Raw genomic sequence first — 17,205 nt, 5'->3', positions numbered from 1 at the left:
AAAGGCCGTAATCTCACTCAACCGATTCAGGGTATCGCCTTTGGCCTGATACAGGTACATGGACGAAAAACCAATCTCCACACTGGTTTCCGGGGCATACGCTAACGTTGGATATACGCGAAAACTGGGTTTCCCCGGAGCCGTACTATCCGCAATGAGTTTGTTAAAGACCCGCCGGACCATTGAAGGACGTTTTTCTTCCTGGGCCAGGGCTGGGCCTACAACCAGCAATCCGGCCAAAACCAGTACTTGTCTATGAAACGACTGCCAATAGTTTAAAAAGCGAATCGGAGAGCTACAGGAACGAAACATATACGACTAGAACAGGGTATGGGCTAAAATGTTCTGGGGGAGAGGCTGCTCCGAGCTCCAGAATTCTTACGGGATTGTACGCTCAACCATTGGCTTCCTAGCTAAATTGGTTGTTAATTTGTAGGATTAAAAAAACGAATTGACGGTAATACTTCTCACTTAACCATGCTGCGTAGCCCGAGCCACTGGCTCGCTCATACCCGGTCTTTATACGTTGACAGGCCTGCTTCATCAGCCAACGCTTTTTATTCTACGCTCTAATGCATCATCCGTCTATTGCCATTATTCTTTTAAATTATAATACCAGTCAGCTTACTCTCCATTGCGTTGAATCGATTCGAAGCCATACCCAGTGGCCGAACTACGAAATAGTGGTGGTCGATAATAACTCACGGTACGAAGATTACCTGAAGCTGGAACCGCTGCGGGGAACGCCAAACCTGACTGTGGTACGCAGTCGGATCAATCTGGGCTTTTCGGGTGGAAATATGATGGGTGTACAGTACGCGGACCCTCAAACCGACTATTACTATTTTTTAAATAATGATTGCCTGTTACTCAATGATGTATGCACGATTCTGGCAACCTTCATGGAGCAACATCCCAACGCCGGTATCGTGGGAGCCCAGATGTTTAAGCCCAATCGGGAGCTGCGGTAGTCCTTTGGGTTTTTTCCTTCGCTGGGATTGAAATACCTCGGTCACGGATTCATGAAATGGTATCGTCCCGAGCAGCACCCGGCACTTAAAGCCTATCAGGAGCCGCTGGAAGTACCCTTCATTATGGGCAGTACGCTGTTCATACGAGCGACGGATTTTCGGGAGGTCAGTGGTTTTGACATTACTCATTTTCTCTACGTAGAAGAGGAGGATCTGGCCCGCAAAATGCACGCGATTGGCAAAGTGCTCTATCTGGTACCCGAGGCGGAATATATTCATCTGGAAGGGCAGAGTACGGCTCCCTGCTACGAGATTATTCGGGAATACCACATTTCGCTGTTCCATTATTTCCGTAAGCACCATTCGTACCCGGCTGTCGTGCTTTTTCAGTTGTTTTACGCCTTTAAAAATGGCAAGAAGTTTTATAAGCACCGGAATTTCAGCCGACTGGCTTTGTTTATACTCAAAGGCTGCCCCATGGGAGAGAGCCTGCGGTACCGACAGAAGATCAGCATTCAATAAAAAGAGGTACGGCTTTGGAGCCGTACCTCTTTTTATTGAATGACCTATTTTATAACGCGTGAGCCGAAACCAAGCTCTTCTTTAACTCTTAGCCCTGCGTTTTAGCCGGACCCGTTTTCTTTTTGAAAAAACGTTTAGGTTTTTCAGTAGAAGAAGACGTTTGAGGACCATTCGTTTTCTTCTTATTGCCACGATCTTTTTTAGGATCCCAGAGCGGTGCAGGACCAAGGCCTAATCCCTCGGTGATCGATCGTTTTTCAAGATCTTTTTCCAGTAAGCGTTCAATGCGTACGACGCGGTGCTGATCCTGATCGTTGATGAACGTGATGGCTGTACCCTTGGCTGCGGCCCGAGCCGTACGTCCGATGCGGTGTACGTAATCTTCGGGATCGCGGGGAACGTCAAAATTTACTACGTGGCTCAGGTTATCAATGTCGATCCCCCGAGAAAGAACGTCCGTAGCCACCAGAATAGGGAAGGCCCGATTCTTGAAATCCCGTAAGATGGTTTCGCGTTCAGCCTGCTCCGAATCGGAAGAAATGCCGCGGGCATCCCATTTCATTTTCTTCAAAGCCCGAACAATGACGTTCACTTCCGACTTGCGAGACGTAAAAAGCACCATACTCGGGTTCTCGACGGATTGCATCAAGTGAATCAGTAACGGCACTTTTTGAGCATCCCCGGCTAGGTAAAACTGCTGATCAATTCCTTCCGCGGGCTTGGATACGGCCAGGTTAATTTCTTCCGGCTGATGCATGATCCGGCGGGCCAGATCGCGGATTTTAGGCGGCATGGTAGCCGAGAACAGCAGCGTCTGCCGCTGAGCGGGCAGGTGCTTGAGAATGTTCATAATATCCCCAATAAAGCCCATATCCAGCATACGGTCCGCCTCATCCAGAATGAGCGTTTTGAGCTGATCGAACTTCACGTATCCCAGTTGCAGGTGAGCAATCAGGCGTCCGGGCGTGGCGATAATGACGTCAGCTCCCTGGGTCAGGGCTTTCTTCTGTTGCTCCCATTCGGGTCCTTTGTTTCCGCCGTAAATAGCAATACTCGTCGCATCGACGTAATAGCCGAGGCCCTGCACTTGCTCATCAATCTGCTGGGCCAGTTCCCGTGTGGGAACCAGAATCAGCGTGCTGATTTGACCTTTCGGGTATTCCGGTACTCGGTCAAGAATCGGAATCAGGTAAGCTCCGGTTTTTCCCGTACCCGTTTGGGCACAAGCCAGCAGATCACTACCTTTCAATATTTTGGGGATGGCCATTTCCTGAATCGGAGTAGCCTGGTGAAAATTCATGGAATCCACGGCATCGAGCGTGTCGTCGTGGAGATTAAATTCGTAGAAATGCAAAGTTCAGAAAGTTATGGGTTATTCCAGAATCCAGCAGATGTAAATCTATAAATAGGCGTTATTATCGATCAACACCGTAAACTAAAAAATATATACCCGATTTAGTATCGTTAAAGAAGCCGTTCTTACTACGGGCCTTCGCTTGATTTGTACAAAGAAAGCAGAAACCCCGACGTTTGCAAACAAAATAGGATCTGCTTACTGGTTCTATTTGAAAATAACAAAAAAATCCCTGAGACAAGTTCAGGGATTTTTTTGTTATTTTCCTAGGGCTTAGACCTCCAGCGTTCCATCTACGTTTTCGAAGGCAATGGAGCCATCGTCGGCAAGATTCATCAGGATGACGGAGTCTTTACCAACCGTACCCGCCAGAATATCCTTCGACAAGGCATTCAGAATTCGTTTCTGTAATACCCGTTTCAGCGGACGAGCACCAAAGCTGGGTTCGTAGCCTTCTTCCGCGATTTTCTCCAGTGCTTCATCGGTCGATTCGAGGGTGATACCCTGCTCGGCCAAACGACGCTGGATTTGCCGGAACTGAATACCTACAATCTTGCGAAGGTTTTTGGTATTCAACGGTTCAAAGAGTACGATTTCGTCAATCCGGTTCAAGAACTCCGGTCGTACGCTGGCTTTCAGCAGATCCATTACGGCACTCTTCGCTTCTTCCACAACTAGCGTGTGGTTCCAGCCTTCGTCTTCGTTGAATTTATCCATAATAATCTGACTACCAATGTTGGAGGTCATGATGATAATGGTATTCTTGAAGTTAGCCACGCGACCTTTGTTGTCCGTCAGGCGGCCATCGTCGAGTACCTGAAGCATGATGTTCCAGACATCGGGGTGAGCCTTTTCAATCTCATCCAGCAGTACTACCGAGTACGGTTTGCGGCGTACGGCTTCGGTGAGCTGACCGCCTTCGTCGTACCCAACGTATCCCGGAGGAGCTCCCACCAGACGGCTTACCGTATGGCGTTCCTGGTACTCACTCATGTCAATCCGTACCAGAGCGTTTTCGTCGTTGAAGAGGTAATCGGCCAGCGTTTTGGCCAGCTCCGTTTTACCTACCCCCGTGGGTCCGAGGAAGAGAAAACTACCAATGGGCCGTTTAGGATCCTGCATACCGGCCCGACTGCGGCGTACGGCGTCGGCTACGGCTTCGATGGCTTCGTCCTGACCGGCTACACGTTTGTGCAGTTCTTTTTCCAGACCCAGCAGTTTTTCGCGTTCCGACTGGAGCATTTTGGAAACGGGAATGCCCGTCCATTTCGCAACCACCTCGGCAATATCTTCGGGCGTTACTTCTTCTTTCAGCATCGTACCGGACTGGTCGTCTTCCGAAGCCTGCACATCGTCGAGGCGTTTCTGAGCTTCCGGAATGCGACCGTAGCGAATCTCGGCTACTTTACCGTAATCACCCGACCGCTCGGCCTGATCGGCTTCGAGTTTCAACTGATCGAGTTGTTCTTTCAGCGTACGCACTTCGTTGACGGCCTCTTTCTCCGACTCCCAGCGAGCTTTCAACTCGTTACGGGATTCGTTCAGGTCGGCAATTTCTTTCGACAGGGACGTTTCCTTGTCTTTATTGTTTTCCCGGCGAATGGCTTCCCGCTCAATTTCCAGCTGCATGATCCGGCGGTTCAGCTCATCAAGCTCTTCCGGCACGGAATCCATCTCCAGCCGTAGTTTCGCGGCCGCTTCGTCCATCAGGTCAATGGCTTTATCGGGCAGGAACCGATCTGAAATGTACCGACTCGATAATTCAACGGCGGCAATAACGGCATCATCCTGAATCCGTACCCCGTGGTGGAGTTCGTACTTTTCCTTGATGCCCCGCAGGATCGAGATGGCATCCGGTTCATCCGGCTCATCCACCAGCACCGACTGGAAGCGGCGTTCCAGAGCTTTATCTTTTTCGATGTATTTCTGGTACTCCTTGAGCGTGGTCGCTCCGATGGCGTGCAGTTCACCCCGGGCCAGAGCCGGTTTCAGCAGGTTAGCGGCATCCATGGCTCCTTCGCCGCCCGCACCGGCACCAATTAGCGTGTGAATTTCATCGATGAACAAAATCAGTTCACCATTGGAATCCGTCACCTCTTTGATAACCGATTTGAGACGTTCTTCGAATTCGCCCTTGTATTTGGCTCCGGCAATGAGCAGACCCATGTCCAGGGAGACAATAATTTTATCTTTCAGGTTTTCGGGAACATCGCCCTGTACAATCCGTTGGGCTAGACCTTCCACAATGGCCGTCTTACCGACCCCGGGTTCACCCAGCAAAATCGGGTTGTTTTTGGTACGACGCGAAAGGATTTGCAGGACCCGGCGAATTTCTTCGTCCCGGCCAATGACCGGGTCAATTTTGCCCTGCCGGGCCAGTTCGTTCAGGTTTTTGGAGTAGCGTTCCAGCGAACGATACTTCGCTTCAGCGTTTTGGTCTTTCACGGGATTATTTTTTCCTCTGAGTTCTTTAACAGCAGCGATTAATTCCTTCTCCTGGAAGCCACTTTCTTTCAGCAGTGTAGCGACGGCGTCTTTACCCGTAGCCAGTCCAAGTAGAATTAATTCAATGCTGACGTATTCATCATCAAACTCTTTCAGGTACGACTGAGCCTTGTTGAAGGCCGTTTGCAGATCGTTCCCCAAGTACGGCTGCCCACCCGAAACTTTGGGGTAGCTGGCCAGAATATTTTCCAGACGGCTGTTTAAGGTAGCCGTATTAACTGCTAATTTCTTCGTCAGAAAACCCATCGTGTTGGGGTCTTCTTCCAGGAGGGCCTTGAGTACGTGACCCGTTTCCACCACTTGCTGCTGATTACCCTGAGCAATCTGCACCGCCTGCTGGACAACCTCCTGAGCTTTAATGGTATACTGATTGAAATTCATGGCTGTATCTTCAATAGGTTTACTACGAATCAAAAAAATACTTACCACAAGCGAACGTATGTCTTTTTGACTTAAAAACCGTACCGTTCTTAGTGAATCTACGTCAGAATGGCTTGAAAATACGCAAAAAAGGCAGCCCAATGCGGGCTGCCTACTTCGTACTAGAGGGATTCAATCCCATTATTCGATATTCACTTTCTTCAGTACGCCGGGCAAGCCGTATTTGGTATACGCCCAGTACAGACCACCGGCAATCACAGCCAGTGAGATCAGCGTAGAAGCCGTCGAAGGTGTTTTGGATTCTTCTGACTCGTCGGGACGTTCCATCAGTTTTCGCATGGTCTGAGAAGTTAGCTGATCGGGGAGAACGTTGGATAACAGAGCCTGCGTTTTATTCATCAGACCGGAGACTACTTTATCGTTGCCTTTCATCAGAGCGGCGTACCCATCAGCGGCTACTTTCGCCGGATCGGCGGTCTGAGCCTGCTGATGAGCCCGCGTACCTTCGGCTCCGGCTTTATTGAAGAAATCAGTATTGGTAGCACCGGGCAGTAACGCAGTCACGGTAATGCTCGTGTCCTTTAATTCGTTGCGTAATGCTTCGGTGAAGGAAAGAACAAAGGCTTTCGTGGCCCCGTACACGGCCATGTACGGATTAGGCATGAGCGATACCACCGACGCGAGGTTCAGGATTTTTCCCTCGTTCACGCGTACCATATCTTTCAGGAACAGCTTGCTCAGGTGCACCAGAGCCACTACGTTAAGTTTGATGATGGACAGTTCTTTGTCCAGATCCGTTTCCGTCGCAAAAAGCCCGTATTCACCCATACCCGCGTCATTGACGAGGATATTAATGTCTACGCCAAAGCCTTTGACTTCATCGTATACTTCCTGAGGAGCATTCGGCTGCGTTAGATCTTTTCCGATGACAATCACCGTTTCCAGTGCGTGCTGGTCGCGTAATTCATTAGCGATCTCGTTGAGACGATCCGTATTACGGGCCACCAATACCAGATTATAACCGTTTTGGGCGAAGACTTTGGCGAGTTCGTAACCGATTCCACTGGAGGCTCCGGTGATCAGAGCCGTTTGTTCCGTTGTGTTCATAGCGATGCATTTGGTGAAATATGTACCGGGGTAAAAAGAAAATCATTCCAGCCAGACCGATGCTGGACGATTACTAGTGACGCTGAGTACCGTAAATGAACGTATGGGAAAAAACAACCTCATTTTTTAAGGATTCAGAATCATTGTTTGAGTGTACTAGCTCAAGTCGGTGTAAAGCGGATGAGTACAGGTTTTTTTAGTGTTGTCTTTAAACTAAAGAAAGAGCACCAGCCATGAGAATACTTGCCACCTTAGCCTTGGGAGCGGTCCTGACGTCCTGTTCGTACTCGAATGTGAAGAGCCGTACCGACGATCAGGCGGATTTGAAAGCCTATAAAACCTACAATTTCATGGATGTGGAGTTACAGGGAGCTGAACGGGATTCGGTGACGAATACCGCCATGAACGAAATTAAGCAGGCCGTTGCCCGGGAAATGAACGCCCGCGGGTATCAGACGTATGGTAAACCAGACCTGCTGATCAACATTGGACTGGTGATTCAGGAGAAAACGCAGACCCGCCAGACCGACATTCGGGAAGCTCCGCGATACATCGGTCAACGACGTTATTCCTGGAAAAGTGAAACCGTACCCGTTGGTCAATACAAAGAAGGAACGCTGTCCGTGGAGCTGGTAGATGCCCAGCAGAATAAAATGGTCTGGGATGCAGTCGGCTCGACCGTACTGAACAAACGCAGTCGTCAGCCTGAGCAAATTGATAAGGCCGTAGGAAAGCTTTTTGATAAGTTTCCTGTACCAGTGAAGTAATTTAAAAAAATCGCATTGGAAGGAGCGAGGCATACGTGTCCCGCTCTTTTTGTTTGGGTATACTATCGGCTCTTTTTAACTTGGGGGCTTTTGCACGACCTCCTATGAACCGATTCATCCTGCTCTTCTTTGTTTTTCTTTCTTGGACTGCCTACAGTCAACCCAAAGCCTGGATTCGAATCAATCAGTTAGGCTACCTGGAATCATCGGTGAAAGTGGCAGTATTGGTTAGTAAAGCCCCACTTTCCTGTACCGAGTTTGAAATCTACGATGCTCGCACGCAGCAACGTGCGGGCCGTCTGCGTACTGTGAAAGGGTACGGCAGTTATGGAGCTTTCGCTGCTTCCTATCGGCTCAATTTTTCAACGATTCAAAAACCCGGTCGGTACTACCTCAAAGCCGCTGGGGTACAATCGCCGGAATTTCGCATTGACAATGCCGTATACGACGGAACGGCGGATTTTACGTTACAGTACATGCGGCAGCAACGCAGTAATTACAACCCTTTTCTGAAAGATACCTGTCACCGTTCGGATGGATTTATCGTCTATCATTCGGATCCTAAAAAAGATTCTACCCATCTGAACGTCTCGGGGGGCTGGCACGATGCTTCGGATTATTTACAGTACCTGCCGACTTCGGCCAATGCTACATTTCAACTGTTGTTTGCCTATTACAAGAACCCGAAAAGTTTCGGCGATACACATGATGCCTGGGGTAATCCCGGAGCCAACGGCATTCCCGATGTCGTGGACGAAGCGAAATGGGGGCTTGACTGGCTCCTGAAAATGAACCCCGCTCCGGGCGAATACTACAACCAGATTGCCGATGACCGGGATCATCAGGGCTTTCGATTGCCCAATCATGACTCGGTTCGCTACGCTACTAATCAGGGTTTATCACGGCCCGTGTATTTCATTACCGGAAAACCGCAGGGGGCGTTCAAATACAAAAACCGAACGCAGGGCGTCGCTTCTTCCGCCGGAAAATTTGCTTCCGCTTTCGCTCTGGGCAGTATCGTCCTGCAAAAATTTGATCCGGTGTACGCTCAACAACTGATCGGAAAAGCCCGCCAAGCCTACGCGTTTGGAAAGCAGTTTCCGGGTACGACGCAGACGGCCCCCGGTCGGGCTCCTTATTTCTACGAAGAAGACAATTACGTGGATGATATGGAACTGGCCGCCGCAACGCTGGCTCAACTGGAAAAAGCCGAGACGTATCATCAGGAAGCATTCGACTTCGCCAAATCCGAACCTGTAACGCCCTGGATGGGAGCCGATACGGCCCGTCATTACCAGTGGTATCCCTTTGTAAATCTGGGTCATTACTTCGGAGCGGAGCATAACGGAACGGAGCAGGTTACTTATCGTAAATTCATGAAAGAAGGGATTGAGAAGGTACGCCAGCGGGGGCAGAAAAACGCTTTTCTCAATGGTGTACCCTTCATCTGGTGTTCCAATAATCTGACCGTCGGCATACTGACGCAACTTCGATTGCACCGCGAACTGACCAAAGATTCGCAGTATGATGAACTGGAAGCCGCTCTCCGCGACTGGCTGTTTGGCTGTAATCCCTGGGGGACGAGCATGATCTGCGACCTGCCCGAATCGGGTACGGCTCCCAAAGACCCTCACTCGTCGTTCACACAACTGGGCCCTTATAAGATTTCGGGAGGCTTGGTAGACGGCCCCATTTACGGCAGTATCTGGAATAAGCTCATTGGTATTAAACTCAACGAAGCTGACGAATTTGCTGAATTTCAATCGGCAACGGTTGTGTACCACGATGATTTCGGGGATTACTCGACCAATGAACCTACGATGGATGGTACCGCCAGCCTGAGTTATTATCTGTCGGCTTTGCAGGCGGAGGGTGCGTCAAAAAAAAAGTCCCGATAACCGATAGTCAGGGAGCCATCATCCGGTATCGACCCCAGGAGAAGGTCATTTACCTGTTGTTTTCAGCCCACGACCGGGCCGAAGGAGCGGAGTACATTCGCGAAGTACTGAAGAAAAACCGGATTCCCGGCCATTTTTTCCTGACGGGAGCTTTCCTGCGAAATCCGAAGTTCCGCAAACTCATTAAGGATTTAAAACGGGACGGGCACTACATCGGGAGCCATTCCGACCAGCATCTGCTCTACTGCGACTGGACCCATCGCGACTCCCTGTTGGTATCAAAGGAAGCGTTTAACACCGATTTACGGGCCAGCTATCAGGCACTGGCGGCATTTGGTATACGGCAGGCTCCCTGGTTTTTGCCGCCGTACGAATGGTACAATCAAAAGATCGTGGCCTGGTGTAAGGAACAAGGCTTGCAGGTCATCAATTTTACGCCCGGCACGGGTACCAATGCCGATTATACCTGGCCCGGATTGCCTAATTACCGTTCCAGTGATACGCTTTTGGCCCGGCTTTTTCGCTACGATGACCAACATTCGCTGAAGGGAGCCTTTCTGCTAATTCACCCCGGTACGGACCCCAGGCGTATGGATAAGTTTTATCATTTGCTGGATTCGACCATTCTGCCAACTTTGCGGAAACGCGGGTACCGGTTTGGACGATTGCCCGATCAACCTTTTCATTGAAACTACGCATGAATATTGCCTTTTTCAGTACCAAAGCTTACGATAAAGAATCCTTCGACCGCTATCGCTCGACCTTTGACCTGACGTATTTTGAAGTATCGCTTCAGGAGCATACGCTGAAACTGGCGGAAGGCTTCGAAGCCATTTGTGTATTCGTCAACGATCATCTGACGGCTTCCATTATTAATCAACTAGCCGATGGAGGTTTGAAAATCATAGCTTTACGCTGTGCGGGATTCAACAACGTGGATCTGGACGCCGCCCGCAATCGGGGCGTGAAAGTGGTACGGGTTCCCGCGTACTCGCCTGAGGCTGTAGCTGAACACGCACTGGCCCTGATTCTGGCGTTGAACCGAAAAACGCATAAAGCTTACAACCGGGTTCGGGAGGGAAATTTCTCGCTGGAGCGGCTGATGGGCTTTAACCTCCACGGAAAAACCGTTGGCGTGATTGGTACCGGACTGATTGGTGCCGCCTTTGCCCGTACCATGCAGGCCCTGGGTTGCCGAGTGCTGGCGTATGATGTCGTCGAAAATCCGGATTTGCCGCTGGCGGAATATGTAAAAATGGAAGAATTGCTGGGCCAGTCGGATGTCATTTCCCTGCATTGCCCCCTAACCGAAGCTACGAAGTACCTCATTCGCGAAGAAACCATTGCCGCCATGAAGGAGGGGGTCATGCTCATCAATACCAGTCGGGGCGGACTCATTCATACCAAAGATGTTATTGAAGGACTTAAGAACGGAAAGATTGGGTATCTGGGCATCGATGTCTACGAACAGGAAGAGCATTTGTTCTTCCGGGACTGGTCGGAACAAATCATTCAGGACGACTTAATTGGCCGACTCATGAGTTTCCCCAACGTACTCATCACCGCTCACCAAGCTTTTCTGACGCAGGAAGCCCTCCAGCAAATCGCCAGTGTAACGATTCAGAATTTACAGGAGTATGTGGAAGGTCGCCACCTGAAAAACCAGTTGAATTAGAAAGAATAGGCTTTCAATGAAAGAAGCTCAGGTCCAAGGCCTGAGCTTCTTTAGTTAAGTATCATTTTATACCCTTACCATTTCATCTTGATGACTTCCGAACCGGCTAACAGATAAGCTCCGGCTCCGTATACCTCCCAGCTTTCGGCACTGAAGTTACGGCGGGGATCGGCTCCGATGGGCTGTACCCAACCCACTTTGCCTTCCGGAGTGAGCAGGGTATTGAGACCCTGCCAGGCTTTCTGTACGACGGGTTTGAATTTGGCTTTGTCGAGAATGCCCTGATTAACACCCCAGGCCAGGGCGTAACAATCGAAACCCGTACCGCTGCCTTCACCGCCCGGAAAAGAGTCCGGATCGAGGAGGCTCGAACGCCATAATCCATCGGCTTGCTGTAAAGAGGCCAGACGGTCGCTCATTTGTTTGTACTGAGTCAGGTAGAAGTCCCGGGTCGGATGGTTTTTCGGTAATTCCTGTAACACCTTCACCAGACCACCCATGACCCAGCCGTTCCCCCGTGACCAGAACACCTTTTTACCATTCGCTTCGCGTTTCCCTTCACCTTGGCTGTTGACCAGATAGGAAGCGTCACGGGCGTAGAGTCGTTCTTCGGAATTGTATAATAGATCGTATGTCTGCTTGAAAAGGGTATCGTTCTGCGTCAGATACGAAGGATCCTTGAGCGTCTGACTGAGTTTGACCAGTACGGGAGGAGCCATGAACAGGGCATCGCACCACCACCAGGTAATGCCGTGATTTTTAATCTCCCGGCCCGGTACGCGGCGAACCTTCTGTACGGAATCAATCGTCGCCTGAATCATCCGCCGATCTTTTTTGATCCGGTACAGGTCAATGTAGGTCTGGCAAATCGCAATGTCATCGGCATGGTCAAAACGCGGTCCCGGCAGCCAGCGGTTACGTTCTCCCATGGCCATCAACGAGTCCAGAATACGGGAAGATTTCGTGGTTTCATACGCCGCAAAAACGCCGGAATAGAAAGCTCCATTGGTCCAGTCCGTTGGTGTATGTTTCGGGTGACTCAACTGCCAGTCGGTCACTTTCACCATCGTTTCCTTGATGTACTTACTGGAAAAAACATCATCCTTTTTAGGGACTCGATCAGCGGATGCGTTGAAAAAGCCGGCCGTAAGAAGGCCGATGCAAAGCAGGGTTACTCGCATAAAGAACAAGATAGGTTTAGTTAGAGAAGAGACGGGCGAAACGGAGCTTAACCCTGTTTCGCCCGGAAAGAATCATAGGCTAGGCCTTGGGGTGAGCCTGCTGGTAAGCCTCTTTGAGTTTCTCAATGGAATTGTGCGTATAGACCTGCGTGGCAGCTAGGGAACTATGACCCAGTAAATCTTTGATCGCGTTAAGGTCGGCTCCCCGGTTCAGCAGGTGCGTGGCAAAGCTGTGGCGTAGGACGTGCGGACTGCGTTTTTCCAGGGAAGAAACCAGCGTAAGGTATCGTTTGACAATCCGTTGAATCATAACCGGATAGGCTTTATTTCCCAGATCAGAAACAATCAGTACATCCTCACAGGAGCCGTTGAAGGTTTCCTGCTTAAAATTCTGGTACTGACGAATCAGTTTATACAGCGAAGCGGACAGTGGCAGGATCCGGTACTTGTTACGTTTACCCAGAACAGTTAAGGTACGCTCATACCCATCTAGGTCTGCATCCTTGAGCGTAATCAACTCGGTTAATCGCATGCCCGTGCCGTAGAGTAGTTCCAGTACAAGTTTATCGCGTACCCCGGTAAAATCGTCGGTGAAGGTAATGTCATCCAGCAAGGTCGTCATTTCCTGTTCGCGGACAAACGTAGGTAGCGTACGATCCGTTTTCAATGCCTTGATTGACAGCATCGGGTCATTGGTGATGACGCGTTTCCGGAGCAGAAATCCGTAAAAAGTCCGTAACGTAGCGATTTTGCGGTTGATCGAGCGGTTATCCAGTTTCTTTTCTGCCAGGCTCGCTACCCACGAACGGAGCATCTGAAAATCTGCCTTTTCGGGAGCATCCAGTTCGTAACTCTCCAGGAGATATTGCGAGAGTTGTTCCATATCCGATCGGTACGCCGTCAGTGTATGTTCGCTCAATCGCTTTTCGTATTTAATATGTTGAAGAAAATAAGAGACCATGGCCGTGCTAGTTACGAAATAGGCAATATACAGCGGTGACGTAAGGTTTAAGTGAAAAGTAGAATAAATAATATTTTTTCAGGATTAGGTGCAATCTTTATAAAACCTGTACTTGGGAATGGTTCTGCCAATCCGCGTACCGGTAAGCCCACTAGATCAAAAGCAAACTCATGAATGCCTTACGATACGAAGTCCGAAATCAAGTAGCCTACCTTACCATGCATCGCCCCGAGGTGTATCATGCCTTGAGTCCTGAACTACTGGGGGAATTAAACCAAGCGTTCAAACAAGCTGATTCTGAAGAACGTATACGCGTAATCGTATTAACGGGTTCCGGCTCCAAAGCTTTTTGTTCCGGGGCCGATTTAAAGCTCGGAATAAAAGAGTTCGAGGGGATGGGCCAGATCTTACGGGAACACTATATACCGCTCATTCAAACCATGCGTAGGCTACCCAAACCGATCATTGCTCGCCTGAATGGAGCAGCGGTAGGAGCAGGGGCAGCCCTGGCACTGGCTTGCGATGTTCGGATAGCGGCTGATCACGCGAGTATGGCCCAGCTTTTCGTTCAAATCGGACTGATTCCGGATGCGGGGACTACCTTTTTTCTACCTCGACTAGTAGGTCTTCAACAAGCGTTTGAATTAGCAAGTACGGGTAAGACACTGACGGCTGCGGAATGTCATCGGTGTGGGTTGGTTAATGAAGTGGTACCCGGCGAACAATTGGACGAGGCGGTCGGTCGCTGGACAGAATACTATGCTCAGGCTCCGACATTAGCCATTGGCTATTTAAAACAACTGCTGAATGAATCTACGACCTCAACGCTGGATACCATGCTCAGTAGGGAAGCTGAATGTCAGGAACTACTGGGAAAAACCGAAGATGTAGCCGAGGGTTTAAGTGCTTTCCTACAGAAGCGGAAGCCAAACTTTCAGGGAAGATAAAAACAAAAAAGGTAGCTTCTGGCCACCTTCTCTGGTAAGTGATTAATTCCTTATGCAGTAATCTCCCATCCTCTAAATAATCACTTACGTATCTGGGGGAAATGAATGACAACTAGTTAGGTGTGGGTAAACAATGTGGGTTAATTATACAAATCAGAGTCTTTTTCCGTACGCTATTTCAAAGCGATTTTCTAATACGAATATCAATTACTAATTAATGAACAAATCAAGCTTTTCGATCAACTGCATGTTTCAGGGGTTTTTCGGTTAAAAAAGAACTTTTAACTAAAAAGTAAATGAAATTAACTCATAAAAAAAATAAGCATTTTGTTGGGTGTATTTTTATTTACTAAGTTATTTTAAGCTTACTTGTATGATTATATAATGAGCATTTATAGAGATAACTAAAGATTTTTCAATTAGTTATTGCTTAAACGCAACGTTTTTTAAAGCTTCAAAGTTGATCGATAAATTATTTAAGTAAAAATTATTTTACTTTGTTAAGTAATTATATCTAGATTTGCCGTTAATGATGTATTTCGTTAAGATTCTAGAAGGTTGTAGGGTTTTGCAATATGATTTTTAGTAACATTCTGCAAAAACTCTTGTACCGTTCTAGAATAATGAATTCCAAAGAATGAGCCACACCACCTACCATGAAAAATGATAAGTAACGATCAAAAAAATGGATTGACCCCATCAATAATTACTAAACCGTCAATTAGTCAGATGATGGAAGAAGTTAATCAATCAGAAGAAAAGTCAGGGAAAAGCGGCTTGGAAGCCGGAAAATCAGTTCCTGAATCCCAAAATCCCCTTGCTTCGCAAGCCGCAATCGTCCAGACTACGACTGCAAAACCTATTGTATGGACTAGAAGTGATCAGCTTCCTTATGGCTTGTTGATTGAAAACGAGTCTAGAGAAATTGTCTATATTAATCAAAGTTATTGCGATATTTTTGAGATAAAAGTTGCCGCCAATGCATTAGTTGGGCAAACAATTGATAGGATTTTTGAAGAACATATTAGTCGATTCAACATTGATGAAACGGCTTTAGAACAGCTTCGAGAATTCATTCCTAAACGTCAGATCGTTGAGAATTTTACGCTTCCCATTGCTGAAGATAAAGTGATCAGAATTGACTTTATACCGCTGGATACAAAGGGTAGTGAAAACTGGCATGTGTGGAAATTTCAGATGGGTAATAAGAATTACGTTTCGCCTCAAAACCTAAAGGAAATTGAAGAGAATTACTGGTCTATTATTGAAAAGATGGACCTAGGTATATTAGAAGTCGATACGGAAGAACGAATCGTAAGAGCCCATGACCGTTTTTGCCGAATGGTAGGCTATACAAGTCAAGAATTAGTGGGAAAACATACCTCTGAACTATTACTATTAGAAGCGTATACGGACTTTATCAATGCACAAAGTAAAACTCGTACTGAAGGAAAAACCAGTAGTTACGAAATGCCTTTACGCTGCAAGGATGGGAGCATTATTTGGGTGATTGTGAACGGAGCTCCCATTTATGATGCCGAAGGAAAAGTAGTTGGATCGGTAGGAATTCATTACGATAATACAGAACGTAAAAAACTGCTCAATGATCTTGGATTAGCGAAGAAAGCTGCAGAAGCTGCACAACACGCAGAAAAGCAATTTCTGGCTAATATGAGCCATGAAATTCGTACACCGCTGAATGCAATCATTGGAATGACGCATCTGCTTTACGACACACAAGTTAGTGCTGAGCAGAAGGAATACTTAGAAATACTTCAATCTTCTTCCCGAATATTACAAAATTTATTAACAGATATTTTGGATATTTCTGCTCTGGAAAATGGTACACTTCCCGTTCAGTTAAAAGAATTTGATATCAAGGGATTGCTTACTGCTTTGCACCGGATCTATGAGTTACAAAATAATAAAAAAGACGTCGAGATATCTCTGAATATCGATCCAAATTTAGCTACGCAAGTCTATGGAAGTGAACGTCTGATTTATCAAATCGTGTCAAAGCTCCTCAACAACGCCTACAAGTTTACGGAACAGGGTAAGATTGAGCTAAAAGCGAAGCAAGTACAGCAGACGAACGAAACCATTGCCATTCAATTTGAAATTCGGGATACCGGTGTCGGAATTGATGAGGATAAGCTTGAAGTAATCTTTGAGAAGTTTAAACAACTGCCAAACGAAACCGGCTATAAATTTCAGGGGGCAGGGTTAGGCCTAGCTCTCGTCAAACACCTGATCGATCTCCTTGGGGGCAGCATAACGGTGTATACGAAAAAAGGCGAGGGAACGCGATTTATCTTTCAATTACCGTTTAAGAAAATTAACTTTGTTAAATCGGAGTATCAAGTACCTACGGTGAATACTACTCAGAAGATCCTCGTGGTTGAGGATAATCTGATGAATCGCAAGTACGTAGGGGGGCTGCTCGACAAATGGCACATACCCTATAAAATTGTTACGGACGGGCAGGAAGCCATTCGAATCATTGAGAACGAAAATTTTGATTTAATCTTGATGGATATTCAGATGCCATTTCTAGATGGCTATGAAACGACCCTTATGATTAGATCTACTCAAAATATTAACCAAAACATTCCTATTGTAGCTCTTACTGCTTCGGCAATGCAAGAACAGAAGGAACAAGCCCTGAAAGTGGGCATGACCGATTTTCTGGCTAAACCTTTTACCCCTAAACAACTTCTGGAGAAAATCTCAATGTATCTTTCTCCATCAGATACGCACGAGATGGAAGAACAAAAATGGCAGTATCATCCAGAGCTTGACAGTGTATACCTGCACGAATTATACGGCGAAGAATGGACGTATGCGTACGAAATGTTCCAGACTTTTCGAGATGAAGTGCTACCAGAATACGCTCATTTAACCCCATTGGTCCAGCAACAGAACTGGGAATCATTAGC

The 17,205-nt window shown here is 47.7% G+C and carries 13 protein-coding genes and 1 pseudogene; 8 read left to right on the top strand and 6 right to left on the bottom strand.

Annotated features, from left to right (window positions below):
• Positions 1-312 (bottom strand): annotated as a pseudogene (locus ACOJTG_RS13265) (hypothetical protein); the annotation flags it as partial.
• A gap of 260 nt (positions 313-572) precedes the next feature.
• On the opposite strand from ACOJTG_RS13265, the gene ACOJTG_RS13260 reads away from it, so the two are divergent.
• A complete protein-coding gene (locus tag ACOJTG_RS13260) occupies positions 573-971 on the top strand; it encodes a glycosyltransferase (protein ID WP_420154259.1) in 399 nt (132 codons plus the stop codon).
• A 51-nt stretch (positions 972-1,022) separates the two neighbouring features.
• Positions 1,023-1,493: a glycosyltransferase family 2 protein gene (locus tag ACOJTG_RS13255; RefSeq protein ID WP_420154258.1), complete on the top strand. Its 471-nt coding sequence runs from the start codon at positions 1,023-1,025 to the stop codon at positions 1,491-1,493.
• An 88-nt stretch (positions 1,494-1,581) separates the two neighbouring features.
• On the opposite strand, the gene ACOJTG_RS13250 is transcribed toward ACOJTG_RS13255, so the two are convergent.
• From ACOJTG_RS13250 to ACOJTG_RS13240, 3 genes are all read right to left on the bottom strand, one after another.
• On the bottom strand, positions 1,582-2,847 hold the full coding sequence (locus ACOJTG_RS13250; protein WP_420154257.1) for a DEAD/DEAH box helicase: 1,266 nt from the start codon (positions 2,845-2,847) through the stop codon (positions 1,582-1,584).
• A gap of 273 nt (positions 2,848-3,120) precedes the next feature.
• A complete protein-coding gene (gene clpB / locus ACOJTG_RS13245) occupies positions 3,121-5,733 on the bottom strand; it encodes an ATP-dependent chaperone ClpB (RefSeq protein ID WP_102199934.1) in 2,613 nt (870 codons plus the stop codon).
• 180 nt (positions 5,734-5,913) lie between these two features.
• Positions 5,914-6,840 carry an SDR family NAD(P)-dependent oxidoreductase gene (locus ACOJTG_RS13240; protein WP_420154256.1) on the bottom strand — a complete coding sequence of 309 codons (927 nt, stop codon included), beginning with the start codon at positions 6,838-6,840 and terminating at the stop codon, positions 5,914-5,916.
• 233 nt (positions 6,841-7,073) lie between these two features.
• Between ACOJTG_RS13240 and ACOJTG_RS13235 the strand changes: the two genes are divergently transcribed.
• The 4 genes from ACOJTG_RS13235 (at position 7,074) to ACOJTG_RS13220 (ending at position 11,180) form a co-directional block, all read left to right on the top strand.
• Positions 7,074-7,607 carry a DUF4136 domain-containing protein gene (locus tag ACOJTG_RS13235; protein ID WP_420154255.1) on the top strand — a complete coding sequence of 178 codons (534 nt, stop codon included), beginning with the start codon at positions 7,074-7,076 and terminating at the stop codon, positions 7,605-7,607.
• A 104-nt stretch (positions 7,608-7,711) separates the two neighbouring features.
• Complete coding sequence (locus ACOJTG_RS13230; RefSeq protein ID WP_420154254.1) at positions 7,712-9,505, top strand: glycoside hydrolase family 9 protein; 1,794 nt, start codon at positions 7,712-7,714, stop codon at positions 9,503-9,505.
• 56 nt (positions 9,506-9,561) lie between these two features.
• Entirely contained in the window at positions 9,562-10,194 is a 633-nt protein-coding gene (locus ACOJTG_RS13225) for a polysaccharide deacetylase family protein (protein WP_420154253.1), read from the top strand.
• A gap of 8 nt (positions 10,195-10,202) precedes the next feature.
• Complete coding sequence (locus ACOJTG_RS13220; RefSeq protein ID WP_420154252.1) at positions 10,203-11,180, top strand: 2-hydroxyacid dehydrogenase; 978 nt, start codon at positions 10,203-10,205, stop codon at positions 11,178-11,180.
• A gap of 74 nt (positions 11,181-11,254) precedes the next feature.
• On the opposite strand, the gene ACOJTG_RS13215 is transcribed toward ACOJTG_RS13220, so the two are convergent.
• Positions 11,255-12,361, bottom strand: a complete 1,107-nt coding sequence (locus ACOJTG_RS13215; RefSeq protein WP_420154251.1) for a glycoside hydrolase family 88/105 protein — start codon at positions 12,359-12,361, stop codon at positions 11,255-11,257.
• 79 nt (positions 12,362-12,440) lie between these two features.
• Complete coding sequence (locus ACOJTG_RS13210) at positions 12,441-13,322, bottom strand: tyrosine-type recombinase/integrase (protein WP_094808809.1); 882 nt, start codon at positions 13,320-13,322, stop codon at positions 12,441-12,443.
• Between the two features lie 170 nt (positions 13,323-13,492).
• Between ACOJTG_RS13210 and ACOJTG_RS13205 the strand changes: the two genes are divergently transcribed.
• Entirely contained in the window at positions 13,493-14,269 is a 777-nt protein-coding gene (locus ACOJTG_RS13205; protein ID WP_420154250.1) for an enoyl-CoA hydratase/isomerase family protein, read from the top strand.
• 729 nt (positions 14,270-14,998) lie between these two features.
• Positions 14,999-17,205: ATP-binding protein (locus ACOJTG_RS13200; RefSeq protein ID WP_420154249.1), on the top strand; the 2,207-nt coding region annotated here is incomplete at its 3' end.

Origin of the sequence: Siphonobacter sp. (assembly GCF_048595215.1) — a bacterium.
Taxonomy (GTDB): Bacteria; Bacteroidota; Bacteroidia; order Cytophagales; family Spirosomataceae; genus Siphonobacter.
Note: the sequence above shows the minus strand (reverse complement) of the source record. Positions and strands in the feature narration are given on the sequence as shown.

Coding starts and splice junctions, on each gene's coding strand:
- ACOJTG_RS13260 (WP_420154259.1), top strand. CDS start 573: ATGCATCATCCGTCTATTGCCATTATTCTTTTAAATTATAATACCAGT.
- ACOJTG_RS13255 (WP_420154258.1), top strand. CDS start 1,023: ATGAAATGGTATCGTCCCGAGCAGCACCCGGCACTTAAAGCCTATCAG.
- clpB (WP_102199934.1), bottom strand. CDS start 5,733: ATGAATTTCAATCAGTATACCATTAAAGCTCAGGAGGTTGTCCAGCAG.
- ACOJTG_RS13240 (WP_420154256.1), bottom strand. CDS start 6,840: ATGAACACAACGGAACAAACGGCTCTGATCACCGGAGCCTCCAGTGGA.
- ACOJTG_RS13235 (WP_420154255.1), top strand. CDS start 7,074: ATGAGAATACTTGCCACCTTAGCCTTGGGAGCGGTCCTGACGTCCTGT.
- ACOJTG_RS13230 (WP_420154254.1), top strand. CDS start 7,712: ATGAACCGATTCATCCTGCTCTTCTTTGTTTTTCTTTCTTGGACTGCC.
- ACOJTG_RS13220 (WP_420154252.1), top strand. CDS start 10,203: ATGAATATTGCCTTTTTCAGTACCAAAGCTTACGATAAAGAATCCTTC.
- ACOJTG_RS13215 (WP_420154251.1), bottom strand. CDS start 12,361: ATGCGAGTAACCCTGCTTTGCATCGGCCTTCTTACGGCCGGCTTTTTC.
- ACOJTG_RS13210 (WP_094808809.1), bottom strand. CDS start 13,322: ATGGTCTCTTATTTTCTTCAACATATTAAATACGAAAAGCGATTGAGC.
- ACOJTG_RS13205 (WP_420154250.1), top strand. CDS start 13,493: ATGAATGCCTTACGATACGAAGTCCGAAATCAAGTAGCCTACCTTACC.